The following is a 22242-nucleotide window of genomic DNA, read 5'->3' on the forward strand; positions in this document are numbered from 1 at the left end:
CGAAGACACGCCTCGCAGCCCGCGCGGCATTCAGAGCGTGGAGGTGGGCGGCCAGCTGCTGAAGGTGCTGGCGCGCACCGGCCGGCGCATGGCGCTCAAGGACCTGGCCCGCGCGGCGGACATGACGGCCGCCAAGGCCCACCCCTACCTGGTGAGCTTCGGCAAGCTGGGCCTGATCGAGCAGGACGCCGTGAGCGGCCACTACGGCCTGGGCCCCTTGGCCATGCAGCTGGGCCTGATCAGCCTGCAGCAGGTGGACCCGGTGCGCCTGGCCATTGCCGAGTTGCCCGCGCTGGCCCAGCGCATCGGCTACACCGTGTCGGCCTCGGTCTGGGGCGACAGTGGCCCCACCATCATTCGTGTGGAGGAGGGCCCCACCGCCGTGTATGTGGCCATGCGCCACGGCACCACGGCCTCGGTGCGGCACACGGCCACGGGCAAGGTGTTTGCAGCCTTCGGCCCGCGCGAGCGCGCTGCGGCTGCGCTGGCGGCCGAAGGGTTTGCGGGGGCCCTGGATGAACCCGCGTTTGCGGCCGAACTGGAGGCGGTGCGCCAGCACCAGATCAGCGAGGTGACCGACCAGCTCCTGCCCGGCATCAGCGCGCTGGCAACGCCGGTGTTTGACGGGTTTGGGCAGCTGGTGTTGTGCCTGGCGGTGATAGGGCCCAGCGCCACGCTGCAGACGGGGCCGGGCAGTGCTGCCGCAGGCCATCTGCGCGACACCGCGCGCAGCCTGTCGCAGCGCCTGGGCGCCGCGCAGGGCACCAAACCCTGAGCCGCCGTCAGCCGCCGCGCAATATGCGCGCCTTGATGCGGCTGAGCGCCACCGGCGTCACGCGCACATAGCTGGCAATGTCGCGCTGGCGCACCTGGGCGGCGATCTGCGGGTGCTGCTGCAGAAAGCGCCGGTAGCGCTCTTCGGGCGACAGCGTGAGCAACTCCATCTCGCGCTGCTCCTTGCGCTGGCCGTACAGGCGGTAGGCATTGCTCAGCGCGCGCTGCCACCCCATGTGGCGCGCGGCCAGCGCTTCCAGCGCGGCATGGTCGATCTGCTCCACCGTGCAGGGCCCGCCTTCCGCCAGGGCGGTGTAGCTGGTAACGCCGCCCGGCTGCAGTGCCGTGAGGCTGGCAAAACACATGCCAGCCGGCACAAACCCCTTGACCCAGGCGTCACCTACGGCCGTCTCGTACACCATCTTGATGAGCCCTTGGTTCACCACAAAGACCCGGGGCTGCGCCTCGCCCGCGTGGAACAGCACCTCGCCCGGCCGCAGCTGCCGCACCGTGGTGGCGCGGTCCAGAGCCTCCCACTCGGGCAGCGGGGCCTGTGCCAGTTGCTCCAGCACCGTGTGGGTGGAATGAGAAAAGGTCGGCAAAAGAGGACTCCGTTAACCCAGGTTATCGCCAGCACAGCACGCCATCGGCAGACTGCGGGCCATGTCTTGATTGTGCAAGGAGAGGTCGGAATGCAACGTTTGCTGCTGCCCCCTGTGGTCTGGTTTGCGTCGGTCGGTGCGATGGTGATTTTGCAGCGCATCTGGCCCGTGGCCGTGCTGCCCGCTGATGGGCGTGTGCTGGCCTGGTGGGCGGGGGGTGTGCTGGTGCTGGCGGGCCTGGTCGTGGCCCAGTGGCATGCTCGCCTGTTCAGGCGCATCGGCACCAACATCAACACCTTTGGCGAGCCCGGCACGCTCACCACAGCAGGCCTGTTTGCACACACGCGCAACCCCATGTACCTGGGCATGCTGCTGGCCCTCGCGGGTGTGGCGCTGGCGCTGGGCACTTTGTCGCCGTGGTTGCTGGTGTTGCAGTTTTTTGTGCTCGCGCAGTGCTGGTACATCCCGCTCGAAGAGCGCAAGCTGGCGGCCCGTTTTGGACGCCAGTACGCGGACTACTGCCGGGATGTGCGGCGCTGGATCTAGGCTCCTTGAGAGCGCGCCAGTGCCTGGTCAACGTCCCACAGGATGTCGTCCAGGTCTTCAATCCCCACCGACAGCCGAACCATGTCCGCGCTCACGCCAGCGCGGGCCAGCTCTTCTTCGCTCAGTTGGCGGTGCGTGGTTGACGCAGGGTGGATCACCAGCGTCTTGGCGTCGCCGATGTTGGCGAGGTGGCTCAGGAACTCGCAGGCGTCGATGAACTTCTCGCCCGCCGCAGCGCCTCCCTTCACGCCAAACGTGAGGATGCCCGAGGCGCCCGGCGCCCCGTCCACAGCACGAAACTGCTTTTGCGCCAGATCGTAGTACGGCGAATCCGCCAGACCCGGGTAGTTGACCCACGCCACCTGCGGATGGCTTTGCAGAAACTTCGCCACCGCCAACGCATTGCGGCAGTGCTCGCGCATGCGCAGGTGCAGGGTTTCGGCGCCCTGCAGCAGCTGCCACGCGTTCATGGGCGAGAGCACGCCGCCGAAGGTGCGGTTGACCTCCATGCGCGCCTTCATCGTGTAGCCAAAGTCGCCAAAGGTCTCGTAGAACTTCACGCCGTGGTAGGCGCGGCTGGGCTCCACCATCTCGGGGAACTTGCCGTTGTCCCACGGAAACTTGCCACCCTCCACCACCACGCCGCCCATGGTGGTGCCGTGGCCGCCGATGTACTTGGTGGCGCTGTGCACCACGATGTCGGCGCCGAGCTGCAAGGGGTTGCACAGGTAGGGGCTGGCCACCGTGTTGTCGATGACGAGCGGCACGCCGTGCGCATGCGCCACCTCGGCCACGGCGGCGATGTCGAGCACGTTGACGAGTGGGTTGCCAATGGTTTCGCCATACACGGCGCGGGTGTTGGGGCGCATGGCACGGGCAAAGTTCTCGGGGTCGGCCGGGTCCACAAAGGTGGTCTCTATCCCTAAGCGCGCGAAGCCCACGCCCAGCTGCCCCACCGTGCCGCCATACAGCGTGCTGGCCGCCACGATGTGGTCCCCGGTCTTCAGGATGGCCAGCAGCGCCGCCATCTGCGCGGCCATGCCGCTGGCACAGGCTAGTGCGGCACGGCCGTTTTCGAGGCTCGCAATGCGCTCCTCGAACACCGCCACCGTGGGGTTGCTGATGCGGCTGTAGACGTTGCCAAAGGTCTGCAGGTTGAACAGGCTGCTGGCGTGCTCGGCGTTGTCGAACACAAAGCTCGTCGTCTGGAGGATGGGCGTGGCGCGTGCGCCAGTCACGGGGTCGGGCTGGGCGCCGGCGTGGATGGCGCGGGTGCCAAAGCCGAACTCGCGGTCGGCGCCATTGGAGGGGGCTGAGGACATGGGATTTTGAGGAAATTGGCTGCTAGCGCTTTATGGATAAGCGCTAATAGCTATGAATTTGATAGCTTTGAGTTTGGCTGCGAATTGGCTAGTAAGGCAGCTGCCGCAGGCGCTTGGCGCTGATGACCCGTGTGTTCACGCCCATCCAGCCCAGGCCGCCAAACAGCCGCGCGTGCTCGATCTTCACGCAGCGGTTTTCGATCACCTGCATCCCGGCGGCCTCGGCGCGTTGCCTGGCCGCCTCGTTGAACACCCCCAGTTGCAGCCACAGGCACTTTGCGCCGATGGCGATGGCTTCATCGGCCAGCGGCGGGATGTCCTCACTTTTGCGAAAGCAGTCCACCATGTCGATCTTCTGCCCCTGCGCCGCCAGCGCGGCAGCGGCTTCGGTCACGCTGGCGTAGGCGGTTTCGCCCAGGATCTGCCCGCCCTCGCGCGCGACGAGCGGATTCACCGGCACGATGCGGTAGCCATGTGCCTGCATGTACTTGGCCGCGAAATAGCTGGGTCTGTGCCATTGGGGCGACAGTCCCACCACCGCAAGGGTGCGGCAGTGCGTCAGAATATCGCGCAGGGTGCTGATGGTGTCGGGCGTGCGTTTCATACATGGCAGTGTATGGGGGCGAACCGCTGCGGCGCCAGACCCCCGCGTTGTCCACCCACACTGCCATCAACACGGTGGCACCGACCCAGAATCCGAGGAGATCCCGTGCAGAACCCACCACGCGCCCGCCGCACCACTGGCCTTGTCGCCACGGCTGTTGTCTTGTCCACCCTTGCCCTGAGCGCCTGCACACCGCCCCGCGCCCCTGATGTGCCCAAGGTCCAGCGCGTCACGACCTACGCCTGTGACCGTGGCCCCATGCTGGTGGTGCACTGGCCCGCTCAGCCCGACGGCCCCGCGCTGCTGGAGATGAACGGCCGCACCGTGCCGCTGCAGCCTGAGCGCGTGGCGTCGGGTTTTGGATACGGTGATGGCGGAACGTACATCCGTGGCAAGGGCAACACCATGTACATGCACACGCCGCGCGCTCTGCGGGTGAACTGCGTGGCGCGCTGAAGTTCTTTTTAGCTTGCAGATTTGTGCTGCCGTAAGGCCATGCCGTTCTCCGGGGACGGGTGGGTGCGAAGCCCCTGCTAGGTATCACTGATCCTGTTGCCACTGGTGGCGCCTATTGAAGGAACGTGACCCGTTTCTACAACCGGGCAAATATGGGGCGCGCTTCATCCACGCCCAGAACCCCGTCATTGCGATCAAGGGCGGGCTTGCGCGGCCAATGGAGACGTGCTTGGGGATACCGCTGAGGCCTGGCTAGGCCTAAACTGCTGCGTTGCTGTCACACTGGTCCAGAGCGCGATGTCGGTTGCTGATGCGACGAGTATCGGGGCGAAGGGCTACAAGAGGCGGACAGGGAGCTGGGTTGAATGACTTGGGGCTGCAAGTGTTTACGCCGCTCTGCAAAGTGCCGCCACAGAACTGCAGCTACGCAGCCCGAAGCGCCCAGCCCGAACCACGCACACCACAGGGACAGCCAAGTGTCTTGCGGGACAGCCCAGTGGCCGACAAAGACAGCTGTGCCGCTGAGCAGGCCGGCCCAAATTTTGGCTTTTCTGTTTGGTTGGACCTGTGCCAGTATGAAGCGACCGGGGCCGACCCCCACCCCTTGAACTGATGGCCGCACGGCGACGAAAAACATAACGATCAGCAGCAGTGGGATCAGGAGCAGGGACCATTTGCCCAATTGTTCCGTAGCCCACAGTCGGACGTGGGGATGGATGGTGTAGGCGATGCCCCACATCAGGCCGAAGGCGATGCCCTGAAAACCAGCAGGGAGTTGTTCGGGTTCTGCATCCCGCTTCCACTGCAAGACCTCTTCGCACAGGGGACAGGTGATCGCCTGCCCCTGGGGCGTGTACCAGCGGGCGTTGCGGGGCAATAGGGTGGTGGTCCAATGATCGAAGAATCCGTTGCATGCGGGGCAATGGTGCCGACCAACGCCCAGGGCCTTGTTGGAGTTGCTGCTGGCGGGGTACGACAGTTCCTGGTTGCAGGCTTGGCAGATCTCTTGGGAGTGCTGGAGCGGGCGGCGGCATTGTTCGCAGTGCATGCCTGCATCTTAGTGGTGCCTGCCAATGCACAACAGGGTCGCCGCACACTGCATGTAGTGTGGGCGGCAGCGCAATTCCTGGCTCAGGACTTGTACTTGATGCTGCACCCATACGGCGCCGTCGTTGCCGTCGAAATCGGCTTGCCCGCCAGCGCCTCGGCCAGCCCCACCTTCACATAGTTGGTGGCCTTCTCGATGTCGGCCGGGCGGGCCGACGGAATGCTGTCGATGCCGCCTGCATATACCAGCAGGCCCTGCGGATTGACGATGTACAGGTGTGGCGTTGTGCGGGCGCCGTAGCTCTTGCCCACGGTGCCTTCCTCGTCCATCAGCACGGCGGTGGGGGCGGACTTGCGCTCCTGCTTCCAGGCCATCAGCTTGGCGGGCTCCAGGTAGTCGCTGCTGGCTTTTTCGGTGGAGTTGATGGACAGCCACACCACACCTTTGCCGGTGGCGTCCTTCTGCGTGGCGGGCATGTTGCCGCTGTCGTAGTGTTTGCGCACGAAGGGGCAGCCGGGGTTGGTCCATTCCAGCACCACGTGTTTGCCCTTGAAGTCCGACAGGCGCACGGTTTTGCCCGACGTGTCCTTGAGCGTGAAGTCGGGCGCGGGCTGGCCCACGGTGGCGGCGGCCTGGGCGCCCAGTGCAACCAGGGCAGCGGTGGCGATCAACGTACGGCGAAGCAGCTTCATGGCGGGGTCTCCTGAAGGGTTGGCGGGTGGTCGAAAGCAGGGAGGGCTACAGCTGGGCGATGGTGGCGCGCACCTCGTCCACGCTGAGCACCTCGGTCAGCACCACCGGCGGCTTGCCGGGGCGGTAGAACACGTACACCGGCACGCCGCTGCGTCCAAGCTGGGTCAGCGCCGCAGTAATGGCGGGGTCGCGGCGCGTCCAGTCAGCACGCAGCAGGGCGACGTTCTTGGTTTGCAGATCGGCCAGTACATCGGCGTCGGCCAGCGTGGTCTTCTTGTTGTACTGGCAGGTCACGCACCAGGCAGCGGTGAAGTCCACAAACACCGGGCGGCCCGTGGCCACGATCTGCTCGGCCGCGCCGGGTGCCCAGGGTTGCCAGCCGCTCGCAGAGGACGCCTGTGTGGCGCCCTGCGCGGTGGGCACGTGGGTGATGTGGGGCACAAAGGCCCACACCAGCAGCGCCATCGTCGCCAGCGACACCGTGGCCATCCACATGCGCGCGCGTCCGGCCAGCGACAGCGCCCACACCACCAGCGAGAGGCCCACCAGCAGGATCAGCAGCGCACCCGCGCCGTCGATACCACTTTGCTGGCCCAGCACCCACACCAGCCAGACGACAGTGGCCAGCATGGGGAAGGCCATGAGCTTGCGGAAGGTGTCCATCCACGCGCCGGGGCGTGGCAGGGCGCGCGCCACGGCGGGCACAAAGCTGGCTGCCAGGTACGGCAGCGCCAGCCCCAGCCCCAGCGCCGCAAACACGGCCAGCGCCTGGGGCGCGGGCAGCGTGGCGGTCAGGCCCAGGGATGCGCCCATGAACGGCGCAGTGCAGGGCGATGCCACGGCCACGGCGAGCACACCGGTGAGGAAGCTGTCGGCCACAGGGTGGCGGGCCTGCAGGCTGGCCACCGAGGACGGCAGAAAATGCCCGAACTCGAACACGCCCGCCAGGTTCAGCGCGATCAGCGTGAACAGCGCCGCCAGCGATGCCACCACGGCGGGCGACTGCAGCTGAAAGCCCCAGCCCACCGCCTCGCCTGCTGCGCGCAGGCCCAGCATGAGGGCGCCCAGGGCGATGAACGACAGCACCACACCCGCTGTGTAGGCGATGCCGCTCACGCGGTGCGCGCGCCGGTCTTGCGCATGCTGGGTAAAGCCCACCACCTTGATCGCCAGCACCGGGAACACGCAGGGCATGAGGTTGAGGATGAGCCCGCCAAGCAAGGCGCCCAGCAGCGCGGCCGTGAGGGTGAGGGACGAGGCGCCGGAGCCCATGGCTGGCGCGGCAGCGCCGCTTGCCTGCGCAGCATTGGCCTTGAGCGCGGCCTCCAGCGCGGGCGACACGCTGGCAACCGACGCCACCTGCGGCCAGGTGCCCAGCACCTTCAGCTCTGCGCGGTAGCCGGTGCGCGTGTCGGGGCCAGTGGCATGTGCGGGCGACTGCTCGGCCAGCACCACGGGCATCAGGCTGGGGCTGGCGCTGCGCTGGGCAGACAGGGGAATCTGCGCGGTCCACACGCTGCCGTTCCAGGCCTGCTTCCACTGCGCGGCGTTGTCGATGACTTCGGCGGTTTCGGGGAACAGGTCCAGTGTCTTGCCACGCAGCGCCACGGGCAGGCCCTGCACGCTGACGTTCAGCAGGTTGCCGTCGGCAATCTGCGCCTGGCTGTCCGGCACGATGCCGTTGGTGCCTGCCAGCACGGGTTGGGGCAGGGCCTTGGCGGCCGCCTCAAAGGCGGCGCCGTTGAGCGCCGTGGTGCTCTGGATGGGCAACTGCAGCGTGAATTCGCCTTCTTCGGGAATGCACTCCTTGCGGCACACCAGCCAGGAGGCGCGCAGATTGATCGTCGCGTCCTTGGCCAACGGGCTCGGGGCAAAACTGCTGGCCACGGTGACGGGCACGGGCAGCAGCACCGTGCCTTCGTAGCCATAGTTGGCCAGCGTGCCGATGGGGATCTTCTTGGGCAGGGGCCAGGCGATCTCGCCCGCGTCCAGACCGGCTGGCAGCGTCCAGGCCAGGTCGGTGGGCAGGCCAGAATCGCCAGGGTTCTTCCAGTAGGTGTGCCACTCGGGCTGGTGGGTGATCGAGAGGCCCAGCCACAGCGGCTGGCCGGGCGCCACGCCCTGGGGCGCATGGGCCAGCAACTCGGCGCGCACATAAGGCGTGGTGACCACGCTGGTGCCCTGTCCGCTGGTTTTTGAGCTAAATTGCGCGCTAGCGCTTGTCCAGTAAGCGCTAGCAGCTATCAAAAGAAGAGTAACTGCAAGGCGGTGGAACAGGCGGTAGGACATGGTGCAGTGTGGGAGCGGGGCTGACGGGTTTGGTTCCGGCGCCCAGCGAGCTGCCTGCGGGGCGATCAGACTGGCGGGGGGGATTCCCCGGAACCTTCCGCCAGCCAGCCGCCTATTGTGTCGCCAGGCTCAAATCCGCACGGGGTGTCCACTTTTCGGCTTGTTTGCCCGTTTTAGGCGCCGCCACAAACAGTCGCTCCACGGGCAGCTTTTGTGCCACCAGGTACGCGCGGATCGCCTGGCCGCGCTGCGTGGCCAGTTCGGCGGCCATGGCCTCGGTGGCGGGCTGGTTGGCCAGCAGCAGGGCTTCCATCTCGGGCACGGTGAGCTCCTTGGCCAGGCCGACCAGGTTGCGCGGTTTGGGGATGTCGGCGCGGCGGTACACCTCCTTGAGCAGGGCGGGGTATTCGGCGGCTGATACGGGGGCGGTATCGCCCGGGTTGGCACGGCGTTTTTCGGCCAGCACCCGCTGCTGCAGGCTCTCGCGCCGCAGGCCTTCGCGCTCGTCTGGCAGGCTGGCCGTGCCGGTCACAGTGATCTTGAGCGCGGGGCGGTCGGCCAGGACCTTGGCTACCTTGTCCAGGTTCTGCTGCGCCTCGGGCGTGAGCGTGGCGCTGCCGGGGGCAAAGGGCACGTGGCTCATCTCGTCGCCACCGCCGAAGGCGCTGGCCAGCAGGCTGAAGGGCGAGGTCAGCGCCTTGCCGATGAGGTTGACGATGATCTTGAAGATCACCGGGCCAATGCGGAACTGCGGGTCGTTGAGCGAGCCGCTGATGGGCAGGTCCAGGTCGATCACGCCCTGGCGGTCGGCCAGCAGGGCCACGGCCAGCTTCACAGGCAGGCTGTTGGGCGCGCCCTCCACGGGCTCGCCAAAGGTCAGCTGGTTGAGCACCAGCCGGTTGCTGGCGGTGAGCTGGCCGTTGGGCAGCACCTTGTAGTTCACGTCCACGCTGAGCTTGCCGCGCTCGATGCCATGGCCCGCGTATTTGACGGAATAGGGCGTGAGCGGGGGCAGCTCCAGGTCGCGCACCTTGCCCACGATGTCGAGGGCCAGCGGTTTGGCCAGCGGGTTGAGCTTGCCGGTCACTTCGAGCGACGCCGAGCCCTCGGCGCGGCCGCGCAGCTCCAGGTCGGCGAGCATGGGCTCGCCACCCGAGGCTTCGGACGAGAACGCGCTGAGCTTGCCAGTCAGCTCCGACAGGTCGGCCGAGTAGTTGGGCTTGATGAAGAAGTCCGAGAACAGCACCTTGCCGTTGACCAGGCTCACGGGGCCAAAGACCACCACTGGGGCCAGCGGGTCGGCCTGGGCCACCGCAGCCTGGGCAGGGGCTGTGGGCGCTGCCGATGCGGCTGTGGCTGTGGCGAGGGCCAATGCCGTGGGGGCGGCCGTGCTGGCAGCGGCGCTGGCCGCATTGGCCGCCCGTGCCTCGGCCGGGGTCTTGGCAATGTCGCTCAGGTTGATGCGGCCGGCCTCGTTGATGGTGACCCGGGCAAAAAAGTCCACCAGGCTGGTCTCCTTGACCTCCACGCGCGGCGCGGTGCCGGGGGCGGTGGCCACGGCCAGGCCGCGCAGGTTCAGGCTCTTCCAGGCCAGCAGTTCCTCACCCACCTGGGCCTCGGTCTTGGGGGTGAAGGCGGCGGTGCTGTTGGCCTGCAGGTCTTCCACCACGGCATCACCGCTCAGACGCAGGCTGACTCCTTTGTCGGTCTGCGCCAGGGCCACCTGGCCCCGGTAGCCCACATCGGCGCGCAGCAGTTCTACCGACAGCTGGCTGGCCAGGTAGCCGTCCAGTGCGTGCAGCGGCAGGCGGGTGGCGTCGAGCTTGCCCTGGGTGGTCAGCGGCTGCAGGGCCAGCGTGCCCTGGTAGTCGAGCTTGCCCGGCGCGGCCTTGCTGCCCTTGCCCGGTGCGGCGGCGCGGGCGGTGAGCGTGAAAGCTTCGGGCTTGCTGCCGTCGCTGGCCAGGTTGCGGGCGGTGATGCCCAGGGCCGTCACGTCCAGCGCCACGGGGCGCGGCTGGGCGTTGTCGGCCAGCGAGACGGTGCCGCCTTGCACCGAGAAATCGGCCACGCGCAGCTTCCAGGGCGCGGCGTCGCTGGCGGGGGCTGGGTCGGTCGTTGCGCTGCCTTGCACGGAGGGCGCTGCCTTGAGCCAGCGCTCGAACATCCAGCGCCCGTCCGCGCCCCGTTCCACCGCCAGTTGCGGCTGGCTGATGGCCAGGCGCTCCAGCGTGGCGGCGCGTGCGTCCAGGGGCACTTCGGCCCCGGCAATGTCGAGCTTGCCCAGGCTGGCCAGGGTGGTCTTGCCCTGCTTGACGGCCAGTTGCTCCAGCGCCAGGGGGCCTGCCTTGAGGGTGACGCCGGTGGCACCGGCCTGTGCGGCTTGCGGTGTGGGCGCTTGCCACACCACGCCCACATCGCCCGTGAGCTGGCCGGACACCGTGGGCTCCAGCGTCTGGGCCAGGTAGGGCGCGGCCAGTTGCAGGGCCAGGGCGTTCAGGGTGGCGTTGACCTGGGCCTTCTGGTCCGTGGCTTCGCCGGTGAAGCTGAGTGTGCTGCCCTGCAGATTGAGCCCGCCCTTGAAGGTAAAGGGTTTGGCGAAGGGGACGGCGACGTCGGCCGCATCCAGCGTGACCTCTGTGGCCTGCAGGGCCGCTGCGGGGCGCGTGGTCTGGTCGGCCCAGCGCAGGGTGCCGCCGCGCACTGCGGCGGTGGCGACTTCCACGACCCAGGCGGGTGCGGCCTTGGCCTTGGCTTTGCTGGAGGAAGCGGGCGAGGCAGAGGCCGATGCTGCGCTGGCGCTGGTCAGTGGCGAAGACGCCGGTTCAGCAGATGCAGGTGCCGCAGGTGCGTGGGTCTTGCCCTTGACCGCCGATGGCGGCGGTGCAGGCGGTGCCAGTTGCGCCAGGTTGATCTGGCCTGCTGCATCGCGCGTGGCGGTGACCACGGGCGCGGTCAGCTCCACATGCTGCAGTCGCACCACCTGGTCCAGCGGGCGCACATCGGCCATGTCGACTTTCAGGCGCTCGTAGCTCAGAAGGTCGGCGCCCTGGCGGTCTGCGATGCGTACGCCGCTGGCTTGCACGGTGCCGGTCAGCTTCACGGCCATGCGCGGGTGCTGCTCAAAGGCCACCTTCACATCCGCATCCAGCGTGGCGCCCAGCACCTTGACGGGCAGGTTGGCTGGCAAATAGCCCAGGTAGGGTGCGAGGTCCAGCCCGTCCAGCCGAATCTGCGCGTCAGCCTGGCCGGTCTGCGCAAACGGCGTGCCCTGGGCGGACGAGTCAAACCGGCTGCCATTGAGCGTGAACGCCAGGTGGGGCTCGACCTTCACCTCGCGTTGCGACGGCAAGGTGCTGATGAAAGGCACCTTGAGGGCCAGATCGCGCACCTCGTGGGTTTTATCCACGGCGGTGTCCGAGAAGTCGATGCTGCCACCCGTCAGTGCCAGGTTGTACAGCGCCACCCGTGCGGGGCCTTTGTCGGGCTCGGGTTCGGTGGTGGGCGCGGTGACCTTGGCGATGATGTCGTCCACGTCATAGCGGCCGTCGCCCAGGTGGGTGATGCGCAGCACCGGGTTTTCGATGGTGAAGGCGTCCACCACGGGCGCCAGGCGCAGCAGCGACTGCAACTCGCCATCGGCATAGACGCGGCCAATGGTCAGCTGTGGGGGCGCGCCGTTGGCACCTGCCACGGCCACGTCGCGCAGCGCGAATTCCAGGCTCCAGGGCTCAAAGTCGATGCCCCCCACGGTGACGGTGCGGCCCAGTTGTTCGGACGCAATGCGCTCCAGCGGCCCCTTGACCAGCGGCGGAATGGCCAGCCAGGTGACCAGCCACAGGACGATCAAACCCGCCAGCGCGCGGACGACAGGGCGGAACCAGCGGTGCTGGCGCAGGGAGGCAAACGAGACGGAGCGCAGGGAGATCGGCATGGCGGCAGGCAAAAGTGAGCGCCGCAGCCCCAGGAAGCCGGGTGCAAGAAGTCCAAAAAAGGCCGCGCGCGCGGGCCGCTATTGTCCCCGTTGTGGGTCTGGCGGGGTAAGCCATTGCAACCGGGGGCTGCGGCGGCTCAAGATTGTTGACATTTGAGGAGCGTGCTCGTCGCTGCGCTCACTGGGCAAAACCCAGCACCACCCTGCGGGTGGTGGGTTTATGGCTGGGACTTTTGGCGCGGCCTCACTTGCACTGCGTGCAAATGATTCCGTCCCAAAGAAAAGCGCTCTTCGCTTCGCTCACTGGGCAAAGCCCAGCACCACCCTTCGGGTGGTGGCGCTTTTCTTTTCAATCTTGGTCACCACGATGGCGCCGATCTCCGACGTGTTGGCCACATGCGTGCCGCCGCAGGGCTGCAGGTCGATCAGCGGCGCGTTGTCTTCGCCACCGATGCGGATGGTGCGGATGCGCCCGGTGCCGCGCGGGGGCTGCACGCTCATGCTTTTGACCAGCGCGGGGTTGGCGTCCAGTTCTTCGTCGCTGATCGATGCCACGGTGAGCGGGTGCGCAGCGGCCACCAGGGTGGCGATGGCGGCGGTGAGCTGCTCCTTGTCCAGCGGGTCGGTCATCGCAAAGTCCAGCCGCGCATAGTCGGGCGTGATGGAGCAGCCGTTGACCAGCTGCGGCACCACATGGCACAGCAGGTGGCTGGTGGTGTGCAGCCGCATCATGCGGTGGCGGCGCTCCCAGTCGATGCGGGCCGTGACGGCGGTGCCTGGTCCCTGTTGGGCCAGCTGCGCCACGCGGTCTTCCTGCCCGGGGGCGGGGATGTGCACGATGTCGCTGGTGGGGTTGCCTTCGGCGTCCTTGCCCTTGCGGGTGTCGGTGATGGCGATCTCTGTGCCGTCGGCCAGCACCAGCACGCCGCTGTCACCGGCCTGGCCGCCGCCCAGGGGGTAGAACACGGTCTGGTCCAGCACGATGCCGGTATCGGTGACGGCGGTGATGTGGGCGCTGCATTCGCGCAGGTAGGCGTCTTGGCGGAAGAGGTCTTGGGTCATGCGGTGATGGTAGCGGGATGGGCGGCGGCGCGCGGCGGTGAGGCGGGCGCTATGCTGGGCTGCAGGGGTTTCTGCAACGCATCATCCCGCGCCGCTTCACCTTCGGTTTTTCATGAACACGCCCTTGCCCTCATCGCCACAGTCGTCTTCTTCGGCCCCGCTTTCGCGCAGGGCGGTGTGGGTCTCGCGCACGCTGGACGTGCTGTTGCTGGGGCTGTGCGTGGCATTGGGGGGCCTGTCCTACTACACCTTCTCGCTGTACTGCGAGAGCTTTGGCTGCCTGGGCGTGGGGCTGTTGTGGATGCTGTGGGCCGGGCTGGCAGCGGTGGGCTGGGTGGTGGCTCTGGTGGTACGCGCCTGGCAGCGCCGCCGTGGCCTGGGCAGCTGGGCCAGTGGGTTGGCATCCACCGCTCTGCTGGTGATGGGCGTGGCACACCTGCTGGTGTGGCTGGGCAAGATGGCGCTGAAGTGACGCGGCCCGGAACAGGCCCTAACATCGCGGCATGACCGCTGCCGCCGCGCCCCAATCTGCACCACTCTCCTTGCCCTCGCACTTTTGGGCCGACCTGTCCACCCGCGACTTTGCCGCGCTGCAGCACAGCGGCCAGGCCGATCAGGTCGTAGCGGTGTTGCCCCTGGCCGCCGTCGAGCAGCATGGCCCGCACCTGCCGCTGTCGGTGGACGCCACGCTACTGCAGGGCGTGATCGACGCTGCATTGCCGCAACTGCCCGCCGACCTGCCCGTGCTGTTTTTACCGTCACAGAACGTGGGCCTGAGCCCGGAGCACATCCGCTTTCCGGGCACGCTCACCCTCTCGCCCGCCACGGTGATTGCACTGTGGACCGAGATCGGGGAATGTGTGGCCCGTGCAGGCGTCAAGAAGCTGCTGCTGTTCAACGGGCACGGTGGCCAGGTGAGCGTGATGGACATCGTGGCGCGCGAGCTGCGCACGCGCTGCGACCTGATCGTCTACAGCGCCAGCTGGTTCAGCCTGCCGCTGCCCGAGGCGGTGGCAGGCCAGTTCAGCGCCCAGGAGCACCGCTTTGGCATCCACGCGGGCGAGATCGAGACCTCGATGATGCTGCACTTGGCACCCGGCACGGTGCACATGGAGCATGCGCGGGATTTCCGCTCCACGTCGCAAGACCGGTCGGAGCGCTACGCCATTCTGGGCAACGGCAAAAGTGCCAAGCTGGGCTGGCAGATGCAGGACTACCACCCGGCCGGTGCGGTGGGCAATGCGGCTGGAGCCACGGCCGATAAAGGGCAGGCGGTGGTGGACGCTGCGGCAGGGCAATTGGTGGCGCTGCTGCAGGAGCTGGTGCACCTGCCGCTGCAGACTGTGCGCCCCGAGACCGAATGAGCGCATTTGCGCAACCCCTCCCGTCCGTCCCCGCATGACCACGATCCGGCGCGCCATCTTCCCCGACGATCTCCCCGCAGTCACCGCGATCTTTCGCGAGTACGTCCAGAGTCCGACCGCCAATCTCGATTTTCAGGACTATGAGCAGGAGTTCGCGGAGCTGCCCGGCAAGTACGCGGAGCCCGATGGCGGTGTTCTGCTGGCCGTCGTCGAGGGCCGTGTGGTGGGCTGTGCGGCCCTGCGCCGTGTGGAGGACGGCACCTGCGAGTTGAAGCGCGTGTATGTGCGGCCTGTGGCCCGGGGGATGGATCTGGGGCGGAAGCTGGTCGAGGAGATGCTGCGCGTCGCGAGGGAGGCCGGCTACCGGCGCATGTGCCTGGACGTGCTTCCCGAATTTGTCGCGGCCCAAAGGCTCTATGAATCCTTGGGCTTTGTCACCGCTGAGCCCGTGAGCTTCAACCCGGTGCCGGGAACCCGGTTTCTGGCGCTGGATTTGTAGAGGGGCGGTAAGGTTCCCCAACACGGATTCCGGTGTGGGAGCGGCCTGGAGTCGCGGTGCTGCTGCCGGGCGCAGTGGGGGCCAGGAATGTCAGTTTGCTATAAATTGCATAGCTTTTGGCGCTTGTCCAATAGGCGCTAGAAACCAAAAATACCCAAAATCCCGACCTCAGGCGTCAAGCATGCGTCACCCATCCCGCATGCTCCAGCTCGTTCAGGTGTGGCAGCGTGTTGAACGTCTGCAGCATCAACCGCTTTGGCGAGATCGAGAACTCCGTCACCGCGCTGTTGCGGATGCGCATGTTCAGCGCAATGGTCACCTCGGGTGCGGTGCCCAGCACCTCGCCCACGGCCGTGGAAATGGGGCCGCCACTGCTTACCAGCAGCACGTTGTGGCCCGCGTGGTGGTGGCGCACATGGTCAAGCGCAGCGCGCACGCCGGCTGAAAATTCGTTCCACGTCGGCATGCCCTGCGGGCTGATGACGCCCGCCATCCACTGCGCCAGCGCGTCGCACAGGATGCGAAAGTGCGCGCGGTACAACTCGGGCGTATCGGCTTTGCCCAGCGGCTGGGGGTGGATGGCCGCGATGAGTGCGTGGCTGTCGTATTCGTTGAGGCCCGGCAATTGAAGCACTTGGGGCATGGCCTGCAAGCCTTCGGCAATGCCTTCCAGCGTTTGCGTGTGGCGGCGCAGCGTGCCGGTGATGACGGCGTCGAACGCCATCCCCCGCGCTCGCCAGTATTCGCCCAGGCGCACGGCCTGTTCGCGCCCGCGCGCGCTGAGCACGTCATAGTCATCTGCGCCAAACGAGGCCTGGCCGTGGCGCACGAGGTAGAGGGTTCCCATGCGGCGGATTGTGCTCAAGAGCGTGGCTACCGCTTGTCGCTAGGGCGACGTGTGCTATCAAATCAATAGTATTTTATGTTGCGCTGCACCAGCGCTCCGTGGCTCAACGCAACGCGAATGGAACCCAGAGGGTCAGGCCCAGCAGGACAGCCATGCCGACCACCGTGCAGCGCCCGCGCCAGCCGCCGTGCCGCCAGTAGTGGGTGATCAGTCCGTTGTGCCAGATGCTGTCGTGCATGGTCATCTGAGGGAGCCGGTCGATGATGTTCTGGCGCAGACCGCCTTCGTCAAACAACGCGGAGCCACGGTGCCGCAAGGGCACCATGGCTGTGCCGATGAGCAGGTGCTGGCGCGTGCAAGTGACCTGGTCCGCCAGCGCCTGATAGCGCCGCTTGCCCACTTGTGCCTGGATACGCACCCCATCGGTGCCGATGCGGATCGACTCCAGTGCCTTGAGCTGTCTCCAGCCCTGGGCCATCAGGAGGGGAGGCAACGCGACCAAGGGGAGCAGCAATGCCGCGCTGAAGAGAATGCTGGGCTTGCCGGACATCCATGGAAACTGCGTGGCGTAGGGCCACAACTCATAGGAGATCGTGGCCATGACAGCGCACATCAAGACACCCCCGACCACCACCGCGTGCCGGGTGGTGCGGGTGCTGCCGGGAAGTGCCTTCACGGTGGTGATGCGTCCGGGTGGGAGCGGAGTTGCGCTGGCGACGGGAGGAGGCGCGGTACCCGTCGCGCTGGGCTGGGGCGCGGGTTTTCGCCACGCGGCGCCCCGCAGCTGGCCCAGTTCGCCAGACTTCCAGGCAAACCACAGGGCCGCCAGCATCAAGACGCAGATGCTGGAAATCAACAGCGTGGGCAGGCGCCCGAGGGCCCTGTATTGCTGATGGGCGGCCGCCAGTTCGGCGCGAAAGGGCGCATCGCCGAACGGCGCCAGCACCTGACCCTGCAAGTCCAGCCGCTGCACGACAAAGTTGCGCATGTCGGTCAGCAGCAGGTGTTGGTCGAAAAATACGATGGCGTTCGGGTCTTGCTGCTGCGCGATGGGAATCACCCGTTCGGGCTGCGCCTGCTGGTTCATTCGCAGCAGGTCAGCGTTGCGCATGCCGCCGTCTGCCACGAGCACCCACAGGCGCTCCTGCGGGTCGCGGGCCATGGCAAACGGAAACCGCCGTGTGGGCCGCAGGTCAGGGTGCGTGATGGGGTGTTCGCTGCGTGCCGGTTGTGTGCCAGAAGGCCCACTGAGCAGTCGCACGATCTGGTGCTGGTTGGTGTTGGCTACCCACATCCCGTCTGGGGTCTGCAGAGTCTGGTTGGGAAAACGCATGCCGTCGGCGTAGGTGCGCTGCAGAAGGTATTTGCCATCGGCAGAGTTGCGTTGGTACACCAGCACCTGGTGCCCCGACGCATCGGACACCACGACCTCCGACTCATCGCTGCTGACGCGCACCCAACGGTAATCTGACCGGCCGGATAACTCGGGCAAGTCCAGCGCCATGCACCGCTTTTGCGACAGGTCGCAGCGGTGAACGCGGCTCGCGTCGTGTACCCAGAAGATGTGGGCTTGCGTGAACTGCAGGCTGGTGGGGTTGGGAGACAGTTGCAATGCCGACAGCTCTATGCGCTGCAACCGCTGTCCTTGCGTGTCGAACTGGTGCAAAGCCCCGTGGCTCTCCAACCACAGCGTCGCCCCTTGAACGGCGGGCAGGCGCGGCCCTTGGGGGGCGGGTGCAGCCATGTAACGGTAGACAAACGCGCAAATCAGCAGGCACTGCAAGGCGACGACAGCGCGCAGGCCCCAGCGGTAGACCGATGGTGGTTTGGATGGCATGGACACTCCCTCGTTTTTTTGTGGCACGGCAGGCCATGACTGCTGCCGTGCGGGCATTGTCCAACACCTTGCGGCCGGGGCCGGCCGGTTCTGGCTCTGGTTAGCTCGCTTGCAGCACCTGCGCAAACATCGGCGCATCCACGTTGCCGCCTGTCAACGCCAGGCCCACATGCAAGCCCTGGAGCTGGTCGCGTTCCTGCAGCGCTGCCGCCAGCGCCGCGGCGCCTGCACCCTCGGCCACGTTGTGCGTGTCGGTGAACAAGGCGCGCATGGCGGCGGCCACTTCGGCGTCGCTCACTTGCACGATGTGGTCGATGTGCGGGGCCATCACGGCCAGGGCTTCAGGGTCGGCCACGCGGCAGGCCATTCCGTCGGCGAGCTGGGTGGTGACGGGCGCCTCGATCACGCGGCCGGCGGCCAGCGAATCGGCATAGGTGGTGGCGTGGCTGCTGACCACGCCGACCACGCGCACGGGGTGCTGCAGCGCCAGCTTGGCCGCGATGGCCGAGCACGCGCCCGAACCCTGGCCGATGGGCACATACACCACATCGAGCTGCGGCACGGCGCGCAGAAATTCCCACCAGTAGGTGCTCACGCCGCGCAGCAGGTCGGGGTGGAAGCTGGGCACCATGTGGGCGCCGCGCTGGGCGGCGAGCTGCTTTGCGTGCTCGCGCGCTTCCTGAAAGTCGTCGCCATGTTCGATGAGCGTGACGCCCAGTGCGCGCATGGCAGCGTTTTTCTCGACCGAATTGCCGCGTGGCACGACGATGGTGCAGGCCACGCCGTGGCGGCGCGCGGCCCAGCCCATGCTTTGGCCGTGGTTGCCGCGTGTGGCGCTGATCACTTCCATGGGCAGCGAGCCGCGTTGTGCGAGCTGGTCAAAGTAGGTCAGCCCGCCGCGGATCTTGAAGGCGCCGACGGGCGTGTGGTTCTCGTGCTTGAGCCAGCAGTCGGTGCCCAGGCGCTGGCTGAGCAGGCCCCAGCGGTACTGGGGCGTGGCGGCGAAGTCGCGGTACACCACCTCGGCAGCGGCTTCGATGTCGGCCAGGGTGGGCAGCAGGGCGGTGGGGTCGAGGCGGGTGTTCATGCGGCGGCTTTCTTTTCAGTCAACAGTTTGAGGGCCAGCAGACCCAGGACGGTGCCCATGAAATAGCGCTGGGCGCGCATCCATGCAGCATTGCGGTTGAGGAACAGCGCCACGCGGGCGGCACCCAGCACCAGCAGCGCGTTCACGGCGGCACTGGTGCTGATCTGCACCGCGCCCAGCGTCAGGCTTTGTTGCAGCAGCTGGCCGCGCTCGGGGTGCAGGAACTGCGGGAAGAACGACAGGTAGAACATGGCCACCTTGGGGTTCAGGAGGTTGGTCATGAAGCCCATGAGGAACAGCGTGCGCGGGCGGTCGTGCGGCAGGTTGCGCGCCTCGAAGGGAGCAGCGCCGCCGGGTTTGACGGCCTGCCAGGCCATCCACAGCAGGTAGGCGGCACCGGCGTAGCGGATGGCGTCAAACGCCAGTGGCACGGCGGCCAGCAGCGCGGTCAGCCCCAGTGCAGCTGCCAGCAGGTGTACGACAAAACCCAGCACCACCCCGGTCAGTGAGATGAGCCCGGCGCGTGGCCCCTGGGTGAGGCTGCGCGATACGCAGTACACCATGTTGGGGCCCGGCGTGAGCACCAGCACGAGGGCGGCGAGTGTGAAGAGCAGCAGTTCCTGCACAGAGAAAAGCATAGTGGTTACTCCTGGAGGGTGAACGACGAGAGGGTGACCGGGCCCTGTGGCGTGCTGAGCTGTGCGCTGAGCCGGGGCGTGTTGCCGGGTGTGATGGCGACGGTGTTTGCTACCCCCACCGCTTCGCACGCGGCCTGCAGCGTGGCGGCCTGCGGATGCTGCAGCGTGAGCCGCTGCAGTTGCACACCGCTGGCGGGCAGGCTGTCGCATGGGTGCACCGCGCCCCACTGGATGAGCGTGGGCAGGCAGCCGTCCATGAGGCGCAGGCCATCGTCGCGCACGGTGATCTGCCATTGCAGCAGGCCGTTTGGCGTGGGCCGGCTGGCGGTGACGATGGCGCCGCGCTCGATGTCGAGCGCCCCCAGCGCGGCACACCGCTCGGCCACGTCGGGCACGGAGGCCACCCAGTGGATGAGCTGCGGGCCGTGCGCTGCCACCTGCTGCTGCAGAGCCGCATCGTCCATGTCGAACCAGCGCCTTGCGCCCGCTGGTATTGCGGGAGTTGCTCCTGTGTTGATAGCAATGATCTCCAGATAGATGCGCGAATGCGCCGGGCTGGAGACGTTGATGATGCGGTTGTGTGTGCCCATCAGCGGGTGTTCACCGCCCGCCGTGGGGGTGATGCCCAGCGTGCGCTCGCACCACGCCACGCCGCTGGCAAGGTCCGTAGCCAACACAACCAGGTGGTCCACGCAGGGTGGGTGCTGGGGGATGGCCGTGGTCACAGCAGCACCTCGCCCGACACGCAGGTGACCGAGCTGCCGCCTACCCAGATGGTGTCCCCGTCCTGCTGCACGTACACCCGCCCGGCGCGCCCCAGGCAGGAGCCTTGGGCGGCCACATACTGCGTGGGGGCCAGCCCGGCGCCGATGAGCCACTGCGCCAGCGCGGCATTCAGGCTGCCGGTGACGGGGTCTTCGGCCAGGCCGTTGTTGCCGGGGAAAAAAGCGCGCACCTCGAAGGCGATGCCTTCTGCGTCCGTGCTGCCGATGACACCCACTTTTCCGCGCGGTCCCACCACGCCCACATCGAGTTGGCCGAGGATGCTGGCGTCGGGCTTGAGCGCCAGCACCTGCTCAGCCGAGCGCAGCATCACCCCGCGCCAGTTGGGGCCGTTGTCGCACCAGGCGTGGTGCAGGATGTCGCTGCGGTCCACCCCCAGGCCCCTGGCAATCAAGGCCACGTCGTCTTCCGCCAGCGGGCCGCTTTTGATCAACGCAGGCGCGGCAAAAGCCAGGCGGTCGCCATCCTGGCGCAGCGTGACCAAGCCCACGCCGCATTCCTGCACCACCTTGCCTGCTACCTGGGGCTTGCCCCCGGCCTGCAGCCAGGCGTGGCAGCTGCCCAGCGTGGGGTGGCCGGCAAAAGGCAGTTCGCGCCCGGGGCAGAAGATGCGCACGCGGTAGTCGGCACCGGCGGCGCGGCCTTCGGGAGTGGGTGGCAACAAGAAGGTGGCTTCGGACAGGTTGGTCCAGTTCGTGAACTCCTGCATGGTCTCGGTGGACAGGCCCGTGCCATCGAGCACCACGGCCAGCGGGTTGCCCCGGTAGGCCTGGGCGGTGAAAACATCGACTTGTTGGAAGGGGCGCTGTTGCATGGTGGTCCTTGGTAGAAAAATCGGTGATGCGGCCAGTGAGGTGACGGTGGAGGCACGCCGGGGGCTTACCGGGTGTGTTGCCCGGTGTTTTTGGTGTGGATTCGGTAGGCCCCGTCAGGAGCCCGCAGGCGTGAAATTCAGCCGCTGGGGCGCGGCACGGAAGCCATCAAATTCATAGCAGCACCGTGCCCTCGATGCAGGTGACTGCGCGCCCGCCCACCCAGATCTGGTGATCGTTGTCCTGGCGGATGTGCACGCGGCCGGCGCGGCCCAGGCATTCACCCTGGGCGACCAGATAGCTGCGTGGCGCCAGGCCATCGGCAATCAGCCACTCGGCCAAGCTGGCGTTCAAGGTGCCGGTGACCGGGTCTTCGGGGTTGCCCATGGGGGCGGCAAAGGCGCGCACCACCACGCCGGGCTGGGCGGTGTCGCTGGCGTTGGGGCCGACATGGATCACGCCCACGTCCTGGCCCAGGTCTTTCAGGCGCGCGTGGTCCGGCCGCAGGCCCAGCACGGTGTCCGCGCTGTCGAGCAGCAGGCCCAGCCACACTGGGCCGTTGTCCAGCAGTTGTGCCCCCAGGATCTGCGGGGGGCGCAGGCCCAGCGCGCTCGCAATCAGCGGCACCAGGGCCGGGCTGGGCGCGCTGCGCTTCAGGGGCGGGGCGGCAAAGGCCAGGGTGCCATCGGCCTGCGCGATACGCACCAAACCCAGCGCGCACTCCTGGATCACCATGCCCTGCTGGCGTGGCGTGTTGCGCGCCTGCAGCCACGCATGGCAGGTGCCCAGCGTGGGGTGCCCCGCAAAGGGAAGTTCGCCATTGGGGCTGAAGATGCGCAGGCGGTAGTCGGCACCCGCGGCGCGCCCGGCCTCGGTGGCGGGCAGCAGAAAGGTGGTTTCCGACAGGTTGGTCCACGCCGCAAAGCGGCGCATGTCGCTGTCGCTCAGGCCCTCGGCATCCAGCACCACGGCGACCGGGTTGCCAAAACCCGGGCGATCGCTGAACACATCGATTTGCTTGAAGGGACGCTGGTGCATGGGGGGCTCC

At 67.3% G+C, this 22242-nt stretch carries 21 protein-coding genes; 6 read left to right on the forward strand and 15 right to left on the reverse strand.

Annotated elements, in window-relative coordinates:
• Nucleotides 1-775 (forward strand): IclR family transcriptional regulator (locus NFX52_RS15100; RefSeq protein WP_252635706.1); only part of this gene is annotated, 775 nt, incomplete at its 5' end.
• Nucleotides 776-782: 7 nt separating this feature from the next.
• Here NFX52_RS15100 and NFX52_RS15105 read toward each other — a convergent pair.
• Complete coding sequence (locus NFX52_RS15105; protein ID WP_055398342.1) at nt 783-1376, reverse strand: Crp/Fnr family transcriptional regulator; 594 nt, start codon at nt 1374-1376, stop codon at nt 783-785.
• Nucleotides 1377-1466: 90 nt separating this feature from the next.
• Here NFX52_RS15105 and NFX52_RS15110 point away from each other — a divergent pair, with 90 nt between their 5' ends.
• Nucleotides 1467-1922: a methyltransferase family protein gene (locus tag NFX52_RS15110; protein WP_055398341.1), complete on the forward strand. Its 456-nt coding sequence runs from the start codon at nt 1467-1469 to the stop codon at nt 1920-1922.
• On the opposite strand, the gene NFX52_RS15115 is transcribed toward NFX52_RS15110, so the two are convergent.
• Entirely contained in the window at nt 1919-3244 is a 1326-nt protein-coding gene (locus tag NFX52_RS15115; protein ID WP_055398340.1) for an O-acetylhomoserine aminocarboxypropyltransferase/cysteine synthase family protein, read from the reverse strand. The genes NFX52_RS15110 and NFX52_RS15115 overlap by 4 nt on opposite strands.
• A gap of 88 nt (nt 3245-3332) precedes the next feature.
• Nucleotides 3333-3848, reverse strand: a complete 516-nt coding sequence (locus NFX52_RS15120; RefSeq protein WP_055398339.1) for a CoA-binding protein — start codon at nt 3846-3848, stop codon at nt 3333-3335.
• 105 nt (nt 3849-3953) lie between these two features.
• Here NFX52_RS15120 and NFX52_RS15125 point away from each other — a divergent pair, with 105 nt between their 5' ends.
• A complete protein-coding gene (locus tag NFX52_RS15125) occupies nt 3954-4304 on the forward strand; it encodes an MliC family protein (RefSeq protein ID WP_055398338.1) in 351 nt (116 codons plus the stop codon).
• 277 nt (nt 4305-4581) lie between these two features.
• Here the strand turns inward: NFX52_RS15125 and NFX52_RS15130 are convergent, their stop codons facing one another.
• From NFX52_RS15130 to NFX52_RS15150, 5 genes are all read right to left on the reverse strand, one after another.
• A complete protein-coding gene (locus NFX52_RS15130; RefSeq protein ID WP_055398337.1) occupies nt 4582-5352 on the reverse strand; it encodes a hypothetical protein in 771 nt (256 codons plus the stop codon).
• A gap of 83 nt (nt 5353-5435) precedes the next feature.
• Nucleotides 5436-6044: a thioredoxin family protein gene (locus tag NFX52_RS15135; protein WP_176887210.1), complete on the reverse strand. Its 609-nt coding sequence runs from the start codon at nt 6042-6044 to the stop codon at nt 5436-5438.
• Between the two features lie 46 nt (nt 6045-6090).
• Nucleotides 6091-8334 (reverse strand): protein-disulfide reductase DsbD family protein, encoded by a 2244-nt coding sequence (locus tag NFX52_RS15140; protein WP_055398335.1) that lies wholly within the window; start codon nt 8332-8334, stop codon nt 6091-6093.
• Between the two features lie 112 nt (nt 8335-8446).
• Entirely contained in the window at nt 8447-12265 is a 3819-nt protein-coding gene (locus NFX52_RS15145; RefSeq protein ID WP_252635707.1) for a DUF748 domain-containing protein, read from the reverse strand.
• A gap of 300 nt (nt 12266-12565) precedes the next feature.
• Entirely contained in the window at nt 12566-13327 is a 762-nt protein-coding gene (locus tag NFX52_RS15150) for an alanyl-tRNA editing protein (RefSeq protein ID WP_055398334.1), read from the reverse strand.
• 112 nt (nt 13328-13439) lie between these two features.
• On the opposite strand from NFX52_RS15150, the gene NFX52_RS15155 reads away from it, so the two are divergent.
• Genes NFX52_RS15155 through NFX52_RS15165 form a run of 3 tightly spaced genes read left to right on the forward strand, consistent with a single transcriptional unit; the run spans nt 13440 to nt 15190 of the window.
• The gene (locus NFX52_RS15155; RefSeq protein WP_055398333.1) at nt 13440-13799 is read left to right on the forward strand and encodes a hypothetical protein; all 360 of its coding nucleotides are present in this window, start codon (nt 13440-13442) and stop codon (nt 13797-13799) included.
• A 31-nt stretch (nt 13800-13830) separates the two neighbouring features.
• Nucleotides 13831-14691 carry a creatininase family protein gene (locus NFX52_RS15160; RefSeq protein ID WP_055398332.1) on the forward strand — a complete coding sequence of 287 codons (861 nt, stop codon included), beginning with the start codon at nt 13831-13833 and terminating at the stop codon, nt 14689-14691.
• Nucleotides 14692-14725: 34 nt separating this feature from the next.
• Nucleotides 14726-15190, forward strand: a complete 465-nt coding sequence (locus tag NFX52_RS15165) for a GNAT family N-acetyltransferase (protein WP_055398331.1) — start codon at nt 14726-14728, stop codon at nt 15188-15190.
• 175 nt (nt 15191-15365) lie between these two features.
• On the opposite strand, the gene NFX52_RS15170 is transcribed toward NFX52_RS15165, so the two are convergent.
• The 7 genes from NFX52_RS15170 to NFX52_RS15200 form a co-directional block, all read right to left on the reverse strand.
• Nucleotides 15366-16037: a histidine phosphatase family protein gene (locus NFX52_RS15170; protein WP_055398330.1), complete on the reverse strand. Its 672-nt coding sequence runs from the start codon at nt 16035-16037 to the stop codon at nt 15366-15368.
• Between the two features lie 103 nt (nt 16038-16140).
• Nucleotides 16141-17874 carry an NHL repeat-containing protein gene (locus NFX52_RS15175; protein WP_156358725.1) on the reverse strand — a complete coding sequence of 578 codons (1734 nt, stop codon included), beginning with the start codon at nt 17872-17874 and terminating at the stop codon, nt 16141-16143.
• 100 nt (nt 17875-17974) lie between these two features.
• Entirely contained in the window at nt 17975-18961 is a 987-nt protein-coding gene (locus tag NFX52_RS15180; RefSeq protein ID WP_055398328.1) for a threonine dehydratase, read from the reverse strand.
• The gene (locus tag NFX52_RS15185) at nt 18958-19599 is read right to left on the reverse strand and encodes a LysE family translocator (RefSeq protein ID WP_055398327.1); all 642 of its coding nucleotides are present in this window, start codon (nt 19597-19599) and stop codon (nt 18958-18960) included. The genes NFX52_RS15180 and NFX52_RS15185 overlap by 4 nt, the downstream gene beginning before the upstream one ends.
• Nucleotides 19600-19604: 5 nt before the next feature.
• Complete coding sequence (locus tag NFX52_RS15190; protein ID WP_082437444.1) at nt 19605-20324, reverse strand: VOC family protein; 720 nt, start codon at nt 20322-20324, stop codon at nt 19605-19607.
• The gene (locus tag NFX52_RS15195; RefSeq protein WP_055398326.1) at nt 20321-21196 is read right to left on the reverse strand and encodes a PhzF family phenazine biosynthesis protein; all 876 of its coding nucleotides are present in this window, start codon (nt 21194-21196) and stop codon (nt 20321-20323) included. The genes NFX52_RS15190 and NFX52_RS15195 overlap by 4 nt, the downstream gene beginning before the upstream one ends.
• A 172-nt stretch (nt 21197-21368) precedes the next feature.
• Entirely contained in the window at nt 21369-22232 is an 864-nt protein-coding gene (locus tag NFX52_RS15200; protein ID WP_207402090.1) for a PhzF family phenazine biosynthesis protein, read from the reverse strand.
• Nucleotides 22233-22242 lie beyond the last annotated feature (10 nt).

The sequence above is a fragment of the Acidovorax facilis genome (genome assembly GCF_023913775.1).
Classification (GTDB): Bacteria; Pseudomonadota; Gammaproteobacteria; order Burkholderiales; family Burkholderiaceae_C; genus Acidovorax; species Acidovorax facilis.